The following is a 14,487-nucleotide window of genomic DNA, read 5'->3' as shown; positions in this document are numbered from 1 at the left end:
ATGCCGATTGAAATAAGAGAATTGGTGATCAAAGCCACGGTATTGCAGGACCTCAATAGCGGTTCTGCGCCAAATAATGGTGTTCCTCCTTCTGAGGAGCTGGTGAAAACTTGTGTTGAAAAGGTACTGGAAATTATAAAAGAAAGAAATGAGCGCTGATTACATGTCCGGAAAACTGGAGAAACTACTGATTTATTCCTTTACTGACCGCAAATTCCAGATCAAGGATGCGGAGCAGACGAATAAACCTGCTTTCGTTGCGCCCATCAATCCCGAAACCTTTACCAAAAATTATAAGATTGAACATGATGTACAGCGCCCACACGGAAGTGGTGCACCGGAAGTAAAATTTAAATCCACAGCACCGGAAGAGCTTAAACTGGAGTTTACCCTCGATGGCACCGGCACGATGGAGGGCTATTGGAAGGAATATAAAGAAAAGCCGGTTTATGAACAGCTGAAAATCTTCATGAACTGTGCTTATAATTACCAGGGCGACATTCACCGGCCAAATTTCCTGCTGATCATCTGGGGATCGGAAATCAGGTTCCGCTGTGTGCTCACGAACCTGGATGTAAATTATACCCTGTTCAAACCGGATGGTACCCCATTAAGGGCGAAGTTAAGCGCCACTTTCCTGGATTACCAGTCCCGGGAAACACGGATTGCCGAAGATGCACCGGCTTCGCCGGACCTTACCCACCACCGGACGATCAAACAGGGAGACCGCTTAGACCTGATGACGTATTCGATTTACAATGACCCGAAATACTTTATGCAGGTCGCCAAAGCCAACAACCTCATTTCGCTTAAAAAGCTGAAATCAGGGAACGACATCTATTTTCCACCCTTTAATAAAAATGAAATCTGATGGAAGAACTGATCATACCCAATCCCTCGACGCATGATGTATCCAGTTTCAATATATTGCTGGACGGTGCGGCTATGGATGCTTCGTATGAGGTGCTGAGCATTTCCATTGAAAAGGAAATCAACCGGATACCTACTGCCAGAATCCTCCTGAAAGATGGGGATGCGGCACTGGCCGATTTTGAAATCAGCAATAAAGAAGATTTTGTGCCCGGAAAACAGATCATTATCAAAATGGGTTTCGACGGCAACAATACCCAGGCCTTTAAAGGGATCATCACCAAACATACCATCAAGGTAAAAGAAAACGGAAACACCCAGTTATTGATAGAATGCCGGGATTTAGCGCTACGCATGACGATTGGTCGCCATAGCCGCTATTTCCTGAATGTCAAAGATAGTGAGGTTTTCGATCGGCTGATTGGGGATTACAGCGGCCTGCAGGGAGACATTACCACGACCAGTCTGCAACATAAGGAACTCGTACAACACCACCTGAGCAATTGGGACTTTATGTTACTCCGGGCAGAAGCAAACGGCATGCTGGTCAATGTGGACGATGGCACCGTCAAAGTTTCCCGGCCGGATACGACAGCGGCACCGGTTTTACAGGTGAGTTATGGATCTTCCATCATTGAGTTTGAAGCGGAAATGGATGCAAGGACACAATGGGCTAATGTAGAGGCCGTTTCCTGGGATTATAAGACACAAAACCTGTTTAAAGCCGATGTTTCGGAAGCAAGTTCCTTTACCCAACATGGAAATGTTTCGGGAGCAGACCTGGCGGCGGCGGTAGATCTCGATAAATTTGAGCTCAACCATAGTGGCCACCTGATGGAGCAGGAATTACAAAACTGGGCCGAGGGAACGATATTGCGCAGCCGCCTGGCAAAAATCAGGGGCAGGGCAAGGGTAACCGGCTTTTCGGGGATAAAACCTGGAAATATGTTAAGGCTCAGCGGGGTTGGCGAGAGGTTCAACGGGAACGCCTATGTGACTGCTGTAAAGCAGGATATGGGAGATGGTTCCTGGTATACCCACATTCAGTTTGGGCTCGATCCCGAGCGCTATAGTGCCGTTCATCCGGACATCAATGACTTTTCTGCTGCTGGTTTAATTGGCGGCATTAAAGGGTTACAAATTGCCAAAGTATTGCAGCTGGAGAACGATCCGGAAGGAGAAGACCGGATTCTGGTGAAGATTCCGGTGATCGACAATACTTCCAATGGCACATGGGTGAGGATTGCCTGCCTGGATGCAGGAGTGTCCCGTGGTTCTTTTTTCCGGCCGGAGATTGATGATGAAGTGATCGTCGGCTTTATCAATGATGATCCCCGTCATGCCGTGATGCTGGGCATGCTCAATAGCAGCGCAAAGAAAGCACCACTGCCGGGAAAGGATGTAAACCACGAAAAAGGCTTTTTTACCCGCAGCAATATGCGCATTCATTTTAACGACGATACGAAAACGATTACCATAGATACCCCTGCAGGAAACAGCATTCAGCTGGATGAACAGGGAAGTAAAATCGAAATTAAAGACCAGAACAGCAATAAAGTAACGATGAACAGCAGTGGGGTTTCGATGGAGAGCCCGAACAATGTGGAAATAAAAGCGGGGATGAACCTGACGCTTAGCGCCGGGGCAAGCTTGTCTATCGGGGCGGCTTCCATCTCCCTGAAAGCAGATACGAGCCTGGGATTGGAAGGCGCAGCGGTAAAGCTTTCCTCTTCAGGGATTACAGAAATCAGTGGTTCATTGGTCAAGATAAATTAATAAAATTATGCCTTCAGCAGCAAGAATCAGCGATATGCACGTTTGCCCGATGTTCACAGGGCCAGTGCCACATGTAGGTGGCCCGGTTTCGGGACCTTGTGTGCCTACGGTTTTGATTGGCAGTATGCCGGCAGCAGTGGTTGGCGACCTGTTGGTCTGCACCGGTCCGCCGGATTCCATTGTCAAAGGTTCGGCAACGGTATTGATTGGTGGCAGACCTGCGGCAAGACAGGGAGACCTGACTGCACATGGTGGCGTGATCGTAGCGGGATTACCAACGGTACAAATTGGGGGTTAAATAAAATGATGGGTTAAATAACAGGGCATATGGACAAATCTTTTAAATCATTTCTTGGAACCGGCTGGTCATTTCCTCCGGAGTTTAACCCGGAATCAGGGGCTGCCGAAATGGTGAGCGGAGCGGAAGATATTGAGCAGAGCTTAAATATCCTGCTGTCTACTTCTCTGGGAGAAAGGGTCATGCAGCCGCAATATGGTTGCGACCTGAACGATTATGTATTTGAAGCTTTGAACAGTTCTATGATCGGTTACCTCAAAGACCGGGTTACCAATGCGATCCTGTTTTATGAACCCCGCATCAAAGCGGAAAGAATAGAGGTAACGGCGAGTGAATCTTTTGACCTCATCGAAGGACGTTTTACGATCAGTGTGGAATATTCCATACCGGGCACCAATTCGAGGTTCAATTATGTGTATGATTATTATAAAAATGAAGCATTAAAGCCTATTTAGATGGAATGCAGCTCAGCTATACATCCTTTTCAGAATGATCCGGGCGTCAGCCAGCGTCAGCGGGTAATGGACGACCTGTTGTCGGGGGCTGCGAAAATAGATGGCAGAAGTCTGGCCGACCTGCTGGATTATTTTGTGCAGTTGTCGAGGCACATCAATTACTATGATCCGCAGATGAAGGTGACCGACTGGCAGCCATTTTTCCAATCGAGCCTGCCATTTACCTTGAGCGCCATCTTAAAGTACGACCGCAATAAGGTGAACGATAAACTTGCCTTTTACCATCAGCTGTTTGATAAAAGACCAGGAAAAGCCAGTCTGCAATTGCTGTTCAATTACGTTTTTCAGACCGTCATCAGGCCGCTGAATACCTGGAGCATAAAATTCAGGGATACCGGCCTGCCGATAGAACTGCTATTGGATAAACTGATCAAAGACAAGCTGACTGACCCGATCAAGATGTTTATCGTCGACTTAAATGCCGGTGTAAAGTGGTACCAGCTTAAACCGCTTAATTTCAACGAGCTGCTGGACAATGAAGTCTGGGGCCTGGACATTACCGATACCTATGCCAATTTTGATGCAGCTGGATTTGCGGAGAAAGGAACAACGAAACGGAAACGCTTAATTGCGCTCCGCAATGAAATGGTTGGGTTGGTGGCTCCCTTTCTGGATGCGATACAACTCATTGAAAGCACCGCGGATTTAAGCATGGAGCAGAGTTTCTTTCCTTTGAAAGAAGAACTTAAAGAAAAACATACCCCGCATCTGGCGCTGTTGTTCTCCTTTTTAAAACTGTTTCAGCACCTTCAGGGAGACCTGAATTCTTTCTCTAAAAAACACCTGGACTTCTTTTATAAAGAGGTTTTAGCGCTGAAACCGAAAGGGGCAAAACCTGATCATGCGCACCTTGTTTTTGAGATTCAGAATCAGTTGGACAAATACCTGTTAAAAGAAGGATTGCTAGTTAAAGATGGCAAGGATAGCAACAAAACCGAGATCCTGTTTGCTCTTGATGAAGAAATTGTGGTCAACAAAACGCAGGTTGCCGATCAGCGGACGCTGTTTCTCAATAACCAGATCCATGGGGACGATACCTTTGTGGAAGGTTTATATATTGCGCCTGATGCCAGCAAAGCGGATGGCCTGACTAAAGCCTTTAAAGACGATGTGCCGGCAAGCTGGCCAACCTTAGGTGCGCAATACAGTAAGTACATCGATCCGGAGCATAAATTTGTGAAACCTTACCCCAATGCGAGGTTGGGATTTATACTCGCTTCTCCGGTTTTGCTGCTGAGTGAAGGAACGAGAACGGTGAACATTACACTTTCCTGTAACCTGCTGGATGATTGTTGCAGTTATCTGATGGCGGATGCTTCCGTTAAAGGAAGTCCATGTTGTGAGGAACATACCACTCCGGGAACAGGGGCTGGAACGGCCGCAAAAAACAAATCCCCGCATTTCTTTGCGGCAACTGCGCTGTACCATAAGGTGAGGGCAGCATTGAATCAGGTCTATTATGAAATCAACAGGGACCTCATTGCTGCTGCATGGAAGAAAGGCATCAGTAAGGAGCTAAAGGCCGCACTGGATGGGATCCTGATCAAAACGCCCATTCCGGGCAAAGAAAAGCTATGTTATTGTCCGGTAGCTACCTTATTGTATGAAAAGACATTAACTGAGGCCGAGTTTTTCAAGGCAATTCCTGATGAGGAAGAAAGAAAGATGCTGGCGGAGATTTTTAAGCCAGGTAAGGCCTTAAACGTGCTTTTTAGCGGAGAAAAGGAATGGATCAGTCCGGCAGAAGTTCCGCTGATTAAACTTAGTCCCCTGAATTTAGGGAATGACGGGGCTTTTAAAATCACGATCACTGCCACCTTATTACCGGAACAAAAGGCGGTTACTTTTTACAATGCAGAAGCATTGAAGGAAGATTTCGGCACAACCATGCCAGTGGTTAAAATTGAACTGAACGATAAGGTGAAATGGAAACAGGACGTGCAATGGAGCAGTCAGGAGGAATGTTGTGAAAAGAAATCAAAAGAGCAGTTTCAACAGGTTTCTTTATATCATTTCTTTAGAAATGTGAAAATTGCAGCAGATAACCAGACCCAAATCCATGTTCAGGTTTGCGGAATGAAGAACTTCATTGTGCAAAATGACGAAAGTGTACAGCATGTAAACGGACCCGTTTATCCATTTGGAACAAGACCTGAGGTGATCGATTTTGACATTAAAAACCCATTGGATCCACCTTTTTCGACCAATGCCAATCTGATAGGTCCTAATTTTTACATTGGCAGCAAAGAGGTGTTCGGTAAAAAATGGGACAACATTTACATCAATCTGGACTGGAAAGACAAACCCACTGATTTCAGGGATTATTATAAAGGCTATTTAAAAGACGGGGCTTTATTCGGACTGGATGTCAACAAGTTCCTGATCAACCTCTCCATCCTTGAAAACGGGACATGGAAAGGGGAAGCCACACATGGCAATGCCACTACAGTAGAAGTAACGATCTTGGCTAAGAAATATAATGACCGCAGGTTGTTTGCAGACGACGGTAAATTCAGCAGTTGTACACCAGCAAATCCTTTTCAACAAACGATTCACCTGGAGCCTTCTTTCTTTGGTCTGAATCAGCAGTTTGTGGTAGACAATAAGCCATTTCTGAAATATGGTGTGGATAGCTTTAATGGTTTTGTCCGCCTGAACCTGCAGAACCAGGATTTTTGTCATAAAGTATATTCTTATGTACTGGCCAGGCAAATGATGGCTTTGGGAAGGCCTAAGGACGACAAGCTGGAAGATGCGATTTATTACGACATCAATAATGGCAACCTGATTGTATTTAGTACCAACGACATTAAAAACGATTTGCTTGCGGCTGGTGTTATCGCAAATCTTGTGGAAAACCTGGTCAACGATAACCCTGATGGGATCATTTCAAAAATCGGCCCTCATGGGGACGGCCCGATCAATGATCCTGGTGCTGAAGAGATTCGCGAAATCGTTTATGGGCCAAGCTTCCTGCACCCGACCGATAAAAACCTGACGGGAAATGTAACCGTTTTACGGGATCAGATTGCGGCCATCAGTACCATCATTGCCGGCAATGACCAGTTTCAGGCCGTCATTCCTGCCGAACCATGGACACCGGTGTTAAAAAACATCGCGCTGGATTATACCGCTACCGCAACGATTAAAGACATTGACCTGATTCACCTGTATCCTTTTCCGGATACTTATAAACCTGAGGAACTGGAATTGCAACCCGCACTGTTCCCAACGTTTTGCGAAGAAGGCAGCCTGTTTATTGGTCTTAAAGACCTGCAACCTGGCAGCAACCTGAACGTGTTGTTTCAGCTGGCGGAAGCCACAGCAGATTCAGAATCTGAGAGGGTTGAAGTGCAATGGTATTACCTGGAAAACAACTCATGGAAAGCTTTGCGTAAAGGATTTGAAGTGCTGGAAGATGATACCGATGCACTGACCACTTCCGGTATCATCAAATTCGCTTTGCCCGCCAATATGAGCGATGAAAATACCGTCCTTCCAAAAGGTTTACACTGGATAAAAGCAGCCATTCCTTACAGTAGTAAATCTGTGAGTGAGACGATGGCGATCTATACCCAGGCCGTCAGGGCGACCTTTACCAATGCGGAGGCGAATGACAAACTTCGCCTGGCGCAAGCCTTGCCTTCGGGGGCATTGGCTAAGCTGAATGAAGCTGATGCTTCGGTTAAAAAGCTAAGTCAGCCTTTCGATTCTTTTGGCGGAAGGGTATCCGAAGGCGAAGGTCATTTTTATACGCGTGTGAGTGAATTGCTAAGGCATAAAGGCAGGGCAATTCAGAAGTTTGATTACGAACGCCTGGCTTTAGAAGCTTTCCCTCAGTTATTTAAGGTAAAGTGTATCAACCATAGCTTTGCCTTAAATGCGCACCGGTATCAGAACGATATGCCAATGGCACCAGGATATGTATTGCTGGCGGTGATCCCTGATCTGAATCAATTGAAAGCGGCACAGCAGTTTGAGCCAAGGGTTCCGGTGAGCCTGCTGGAAGAAATACAAAGCTACCTGAAACAACGAAATTCTCCTTTTGCGCGACTAAGGGTGATGAACCCCAGGTATGAAAAAGTGAATTTCTGTCTGAAAGTAAAACTCTATCAGGGGAAGGATGAAAACTTTTATAAAGAAAAACTGAAACAGGATTTGAGAACATTTCTGGCACCATGGGCGATCGGTGAATTCGATAAGCTCAGCTTTGGGCAATGCATCAACCAGTCGGACATGGTGGGTTTCCTGGAAACACGTGATTACCTGGATTACCTTGTGGAATTAAAAATGCAGCATGAGGAAGATGAGGGGGCAATTGTGAATGCTGAACAAAAGTCAATCTGCCCGATCAGTCCGCGCTCTATTTTGATAGCGGGAGATATTGATGTGTGCATTTTGCAGCAGGACTGCGAAAGCTGGGGAAATACCAAGGAGTATCCGCCATGCGAAAACAGACCTCAACCCATTGGAGATTATTGTAAGGATCAAATTAATTTTCGACCCAACGCATGATTATGGCAAACGAGGAACAAAATATCAAAGTGATTAGCAAGAACAATTCTGGTTTTCCGGAGTACCTCGATTTTGAGAAATTACGGACAGAAGGGATTGAATACCTTGGCCGCTTGTCCGGAAAAATCTGGACAGACCATAACGTGCATGATCCTGGAATTACCATACTGGAAGTCCTATGTTATTCACTTTTGGATTTAGGCTACCGCACAAACCTGCCGGCGGTAGATATTTTTACGCGCAATCCTGCAGAAACAGGGAAAGACGATAATTTCTTTAGTCCGGCGCAGATCCTGGCCTGCAATCCATTAACGATCATCGACTATCGTAAATTACTGATCGACATTGATGGGGTTAAGAACGCCTGGCTCAGCCCTGCTACAGATCAATATGATTTTTGTAAAACAGGAACGGGTACACACGGGATGTCGACCGGAAACCGGGAATGTGAAGAATTTTTAAACGGCCTTTACCATGTTTACATTGAACCGGAAAAGAATGCGGCAACAGATTTCAAGACGGAAGCTGATGCAAAGCGCTATTTCGATGCGCTCATTGATAAAGTAAAGCGCACATTGATGGCACACCGCAATTTCTGCGAGGATTTTGTAGATGTCTATCTGATGTGTAAGCTTTCGATCGGGGTATGTGCAGATATCGAACTCGAAGAGGGTACCGATCCGGAAAAGACATACCTCAGCCTTACGCAGCGTTTAAGGGATTTCTTTTCGCCTTCTCCACAGTTTTACACGCTACAGCAGCTTTTAGATCAGGATAAAGCCATAGATGAGATCTTTGCAGGCCGCCCTTACGATGTCAATGAAAGCCATGGTTTTATTGATACGGAGGAATTGATGAAACTCAAACTAAAAAAGGAAATCCATCTTTCTGATGTTTACCAGGTCATACTGGAAACCGGGGGCGTTAAAAAAGTAAACAACCTCGGACTAAGAAATTGTCAGGAGAAACCATTGAAAACCAATTCCAACTGGAAATTCAAGCTCCCTGAAAACCACATTCCTGATTTTTCCATGGCCTGTTCCGGCTTTCAGTTTACCAGAAATGGATTGGCGATTGAATTTGACGCTAAAAAGTACGAGGGCTTGCTGAACATCAATTTTACGCATAATGGCAAGGTCTTGTACCAATCGCCTTCGGCATACCTGGATAAAGAAATTCCTAAGGGCATTTATCACAGCGATCTGGACGAATATTTCCTCTTGCAGGACGACTTTCCAAGGGTGTATGGTATTGCTGAGGGAGGATTGCCAGAAGATGCATCTAACCATCGGAAAGCACAGGCATTGCAGCTGAGGGGCTATCTCTTGTTCTTTGACCAGTTACTGGCCGGATATCTGGCGCAGTTAAAAAACATCAGGTCCTTATTTGCGATGTCTTCTTCAGGAGATCCGGATCTGCAACGTACCTATTTTCTGAATGAACTGGAATCCTTGCCGGAGTTGAACCAACTGCTTCGGTTTGCAATGGGTGCAGGGGAGCTGAATGGATTGGGGAAAGCGGGAAGTATTCTGATTCGTGTCATTTCAAAGGCAGACTTACAAGCGTTGATCAGTGAAAATCAAACGAAAGAAGTGGATCCTTCCTTAGTTCCTGGTTATACTTTTCCATCAATGGCCAGGCAAAAAATTGCCATCAACGGGTTAAAGGACGACTTGTATAACCGTCAGTTTCAGCATGGTTTTTTGAATGAAGGAACTTCGGGTATCTATTATTACATCAACAGTTCGTCCGATGAATTTTCATTGATCAGCAATAAAAGCTTTAAAACAGTTGAAGCTGCTGAACTGCATTTAAGCTCAGTGGTTTATGTCGGGACATTTGATGAGAATTACCGCAGTTTTATTAAAGATGCCGATCATGTTTCCTTTGATCTGGAGCTCAATATTGTCTCTTCCAAAGGATACCTGCAAAGGGTAATTGAAGATCAGCAATTGTATTCCACGCGAAGGAACGGTTTTCTTGATCACCTGTTGTCGCGTTTTGCCGAGCGTTTTACCGATTTTGCTTTGTTCTCCTTTGGTAAACTCAATGCTCAGGAACGTTCCACAGCTACCATTAAAGCGAAAGAGGCATTCCTGTCCAATTACGATGAGCTCAGTGCCAATCGCGGAAAGGGCTATGATTACTTTAAGAATAAATGGAACAATAGTAACATTTCCGGCTTTGAGTTGGAGGCTAAATATTTAGCTGGAATTGAGGATAAGCAGTTGCACAGCCTCTGTAATTTTGTGGTGGAGCAATATGACGAACAGTACCTGGTCAATGTTAAAATTGCCGGGGAGACTTTCTTTGCGCTGACGGAGAAATTCGATTCCAGGGCTGAAGCAGAGGATGCTGCAAAAGGCGTATTCGCAGCATTATCCGATCCGGACAAACTGAAAACCCAGTACATTGCACATGAGAAAGCATACGTTGTACAGCTGCAATACGACGATAGAAATGTGGTTCCTTTTGTCACAAAATATAAAAACTCGCAGGAAGCGGATGCTGTAAAAGCGAGTTTTAACCGGATGTTCCAGGGTACAGCCAGCGAAGAAGATGTGTTTGTCAGTAACTATAGGTATGGCTTGCATCTGGTTGATTATAATGGTGATATCGTTAAAAATCATGCTTCTTCCTTTGCCAGTGTGGTGGAAGCCGAAGCTGGAATAAAAGCACTGATCCCAAAAATCAATGAAGCGAAAAACTGGCAGAGCGATCAAAAGGTAAAACCAGGAACCGGCACTTTATACTTCAACAAAACGAATCCTGAGGCATTGAAATTTGTGAATGTTAAATCCTTCAAGATTGACATCAACAATACCATTGTTGGAAAGCCTGACTTGTTTACCTATGATTTGCTGGACAACGACAACACTTTTAAATTTTATCCGGAAAAGGAATTCGGAACGGCGAAGGACGCGCGCCAGCATTGCTATTTTGTGATCAGTCTTGCAGCAGATGAAGCCAATTACCGGATCAGTCCTGAATCGGGTAGTTTTAAAATCAGCATTGTGTTTAACAATGAACCGGAGGCGACCTGTTATTCCGATTTCAGTACTTTAGAAGAAGCGACCAGGATGCAGGCGCAGATTGTGGCCCTGGTGCGGAAGCGCGAATTTACCTTGAAAACAGAACCGGTGGCCAGTGGATGGCGGTTTAATTACCGGTTGGGTTATGATCCTGCCTCAGATTTCCATTTCCGAAGCAGCTTAGAATATTCCTCTCCGGCGGAAGGATTGCAAGCGGCAAAGGCATTTCATCAGGCCATTCCATCTTTAAAAATCCAGCGCAACGGAGAACGTACATTCCTGGGAGTGCAGCAGAAAAACAACCAGACGCCTGCCGTTGACCTGGTTAGCAGGAGCATGAGCAAAGGTGCTGATGCCGCTGCCAGTGCGGATACTGCTGCTCAGCAGGAGGAATCCCTGGTTAAGGCGCTGGAATTGCAAAAGGACATCGCCGGATTGAAAAGAAATACTAAATCTCCTGCCTACCGTACTGCGGTAGCGGTAGATGAATCCAATGGCGATGGTAGGTATGTCTATCGGCTGGTCGACAAAGACAATGTTCTGGCTTTTTACCTCGACCGATATACGGACAAGGAACAAGCCAGTTTAAGCAGAAGGAAGCTGACCAGAACACTGCGGCGCAACTTGAAATACCTGCAGCTTTGCCTGGGGGGAGATATCGTTCATGAGATCTCAGAAGGTAATTCCCGATCGCCATTATACCGGTATCAGTTAAAAGCACACAACTATTGGTATACTTCCGGAGCGTTGAACGGTCAGGAAATCGTTTTGTTGGAGAGCTGGAAAACCTATGCCTCTAAAACGCTTGCCCTGCAGGCCTTTGAAGAAAACTACTTTTCTATTTTGGAACTGGCCACTGATCTGAATAGCTATGCCAATCAGATCAGTCTGGATGAGCCTTCCCAAACGCTAAGCCAATTTGCTGCGGTAAATCAGACGGCGCTTGTCTTTATCCCGGTAGCCACTCAAAAGGAAATTGAAAGTCATCCGGGAGGAATGTCATTGAGGGAGACTATGGTCAACCTGATCAAAACTTATCCCATTAAACGGGTGGAGTATGGCTCGGAGGCCTTTGGCCAATTGTTCTGTGAAGCAGTAGATCGCGCCGCAAACGACCCTTGTAAAACAGGGAAGCCGGTTAAGCAAGTTTATTATTTCAGTACCTATAGCAATCCTAAAGATCCGGGAGCATGGCAAAGCCTGAAGTATTATGATTCGCCGGAAGCAGCGATGAAAGACTTTATGTTCTTTATTGCCTTGCTTCGCTTTGCAGGAAACCTCTATGTAGACTGTGATTTATGTGACCAGGAAAAGGGGCCTTTTTACAGGATCTACCTGCGTGAGGTATTGGCAGAAAGCAGTGTTAGGTTTATGAATGAAGCTTCAGCCTGGGGTAAAGATGGGGTGGAGAAATTTATCTGCGCAGTACAGTCGGGCAAAGGCTTCCATAACTACCAGAGAAGGGAAGATTGTTGTTATACCTTTTACCTGAATTGCGGGGAAGATCTGGTCGTACATCCTTGTGTTTATGATACTGCTAAGAAAAGAAATGAAGTCCTGAATGAGATCTACAGGCAGTTTAATACCTTAATGGAAAAACAATCCTATGGATTGACCACGAAAGAAAAAACCTTGTTGCTGTTAGACGGGGGCGGTCAGCCTTTTGCGCTCCAGAGATTGGATAACGAGGTGTCTTGTGATTCCCTGATGGATGCACTGGACAGTATAGGGGCGGCAGATAGTGTGTATACCGAAGAGAACGGTATCTTGTTTTTGAAAGACGCTGCAGGAAAGGTCATTCTTCAATCTTATTCAAAAGATTATGGTTTGGCCCAGTGGAAGACGACATTAAGTGCTTTTGTTTACTTCTTTCCTTTGGTAAAACGTAAAGATGAAAAGACAGAAAGAAACCGTTTTGAAATAGAATTGAAATTCCCGGGTATCAGTACCTGTGAGGAAGAAGAACAGGTTAAAGATCCTTGTGGTTGTGAAGAACAGGGGCAAGAGCCAGGGGCTTATACGGCCTGGAAATCGCCTTGCAGTTATGCTTCCTGCGAAGAAGCACTTCGGGTGCTTGCAGAGGTCCGGCGCTTATTGCGCATTTTTGAAAACTATCAGGGGGTATCGGATTGCGAATGCAATTCTTTCGGCATCGCCCTTCATTTTAATCTTCAGGAACGCCGCCCGGGAACGCAGACGCATGGGGAAACAGGTACCCATGAACAAGCGTCAGCATATGAACAGGTGTCTGCCTTGTATAGGATCACCGGCGATCGCATTGCCTTTAATCCACAGTGTTATGAATCCGCACAAATGGCCTGCAGTGCTATCGACCGTACAAAAAAACTCAGCAATGCAGAAGGCTTACATGTGGCCGAACATATCCTGCTAAGGCCCCGCTGTTATGGAGATTGCGAATGCCGGCAAAACTCCTGGTGTGGAGAAGAGAAACGTCATTGCGGTTATAAATGGCTGGCCAGTGATGATGATCCCTGCGCGGAAGAAAAAGACATTTGTTTTATTCCTGGCAATGACCCGTACTCGTTTATTGCAACTGTGGTCTTGCCTGCATGGCCTGAGCGCTTCCGTACGGCCTCCGGACGTATGTTGATGGAAGATATGCTTTACCGGCTTGCACCTGCCCATGTGATGCTCCGTATCCTTTGGCTGGCCCCACACGATTTCTGTTGTTTTGAAAGTAAATATAAGAACTGGCACCTTTGGCTGGCCGGAAAGAAAGGTTGCAAAACGGACTTTTCCATTTGTGATTTTCTCAAACTGCTGTTCAGAAGAAATTATGAATGTCTGAAGGATTGCGATACCTGTCTGCCTTGCGGAAACGGGAACCCGGAACCAAGTCCTTGTTTCGAAGAAACGAAAGTAGAAAAAGATCCGAATGCCTTCCTGAACCAGATCAACAGGACTTTCTGCTGGAGGACACAACAATGTGAGGAATACGAATTTATCGCTTGTGAGCAGAAGGAAAAGGTCAGTACAGCGCCCATTCCTAAATCCCTGGCCAGCGCTGCGGATCAGCGTGTTTTCAGGGCAAACCGTGTGGAAGCTTATCGGACACGCACCGAACACATTGCCGAAAAATTAAAGAAAAACAAACTGGTAGCGGCTGTTCAGGCCTTCCTTCAGGAGAAAGCGCCGGACATTGCTCAGTTTGAAGCAATTGTCACGGACATCATCCAAAATAAAAAGCCTTCCGGAAAAGAAGTTCCGGCACTCAACAGACATCAGGTGCTCCATTTATTGGAAGATGTAACAGGCTACACTTTGGATCATTTGTTTTTCAAAAAGGGAAAAACCGGAGGATTGGAGCTTTTAAACCCGGCTTTTGAAAAAATGAGGAAGGCAAAAATAGATGTTGCCGCAATTTTTAACCATTGGGATGGCCTGGAGTTGAAAAAGTACCTGCCCAATCTGCATATCGATGAAATAAAGACAGTATTCACAGGAACTAACAAGAAATGAG

General features: G+C 45.6%; 7 protein-coding genes. All 7 read left to right on the top strand.

The window, feature by feature from the left end:
• From BLQ87_RS33925 to BLQ87_RS30700, 7 genes are read left to right on the top strand one after another with little or no spacing between them, the layout of a single operon-like run.
• Positions 1 to 159: a DUF5908 family protein gene (locus BLQ87_RS33925; protein WP_172665002.1), complete on the top strand. Its 159-nt coding sequence runs from the start codon at positions 1 to 3 to the stop codon at positions 157 to 159.
• Entirely contained in the window at positions 149 to 871 is a 723-nt protein-coding gene (locus BLQ87_RS30725; protein ID WP_074612735.1) for a CIS tube protein, read from the top strand. Before BLQ87_RS33925 ends, BLQ87_RS30725 begins: the two co-directional genes overlap by 11 nt.
• The gene (gene vgrG, locus BLQ87_RS30720; protein ID WP_074612734.1) at positions 871 to 2,646 is read left to right on the top strand and encodes a type VI secretion system tip protein VgrG; all 1,776 of its coding nucleotides are present in this window, start codon (positions 871 to 873) and stop codon (positions 2,644 to 2,646) included. The genes BLQ87_RS30725 and vgrG overlap by 1 nt, the downstream gene beginning before the upstream one ends.
• 7 nt (positions 2,647 to 2,653) lie before the next feature.
• Positions 2,654 to 2,944 carry a PAAR domain-containing protein gene (locus tag BLQ87_RS30715; protein ID WP_074612733.1) on the top strand — a complete coding sequence of 97 codons (291 nt, stop codon included), beginning with the start codon at positions 2,654 to 2,656 and terminating at the stop codon, positions 2,942 to 2,944.
• A gap of 29 nt (positions 2,945 to 2,973) precedes the next feature.
• Positions 2,974 to 3,399, top strand: coding sequence for a GPW/gp25 family protein (locus BLQ87_RS30710; protein WP_074612732.1), 426 nt, complete (start codon positions 2,974 to 2,976; stop codon positions 3,397 to 3,399).
• The gene (locus tag BLQ87_RS30705) at positions 3,400 to 7,974 is read left to right on the top strand and encodes a baseplate J/gp47 family protein (RefSeq protein ID WP_074612731.1); all 4,575 of its coding nucleotides are present in this window, start codon (positions 3,400 to 3,402) and stop codon (positions 7,972 to 7,974) included. It begins immediately after the preceding gene.
• Positions 7,975 to 7,976: 2 nt separating this feature from the next.
• Positions 7,977 to 14,486, top strand: a complete 6,510-nt coding sequence (locus tag BLQ87_RS30700) for a hypothetical protein (RefSeq protein ID WP_143010601.1) — start codon at positions 7,977 to 7,979, stop codon at positions 14,484 to 14,486.
• Position 14,487 lies beyond the last annotated feature (1 nt).

The organism is Pedobacter steynii (assembly GCF_900103665.1).
GTDB lineage: Bacteria > Bacteroidota > Bacteroidia > Sphingobacteriales > Sphingobacteriaceae > Pedobacter > Pedobacter steynii.
This window is presented reverse-complemented; position numbering and strand designations above follow the sequence as displayed.

What these genes read in the sequence shown, in the direction of transcription:
- BLQ87_RS33925 (WP_172665002.1), top strand. Translation starts at nt 1, where the DNA reads ATGCCGATTGAAATAAGAGAATTGGTGATCAAAGCCACGGTATTGCAG.
- BLQ87_RS30725 (WP_074612735.1), top strand. Translation starts at nt 149, where the DNA reads ATGAGCGCTGATTACATGTCCGGAAAACTGGAGAAACTACTGATTTAT.
- vgrG (WP_074612734.1), top strand. Translation starts at nt 871, where the DNA reads ATGGAAGAACTGATCATACCCAATCCCTCGACGCATGATGTATCCAGT.
- BLQ87_RS30715 (WP_074612733.1), top strand. Translation starts at nt 2,654, where the DNA reads ATGCCTTCAGCAGCAAGAATCAGCGATATGCACGTTTGCCCGATGTTC.
- BLQ87_RS30710 (WP_074612732.1), top strand. Translation starts at nt 2,974, where the DNA reads ATGGACAAATCTTTTAAATCATTTCTTGGAACCGGCTGGTCATTTCCT.
- BLQ87_RS30705 (WP_074612731.1), top strand. Translation starts at nt 3,400, where the DNA reads ATGGAATGCAGCTCAGCTATACATCCTTTTCAGAATGATCCGGGCGTC.
- BLQ87_RS30700 (WP_143010601.1), top strand. Translation starts at nt 7,977, where the DNA reads ATGGCAAACGAGGAACAAAATATCAAAGTGATTAGCAAGAACAATTCT.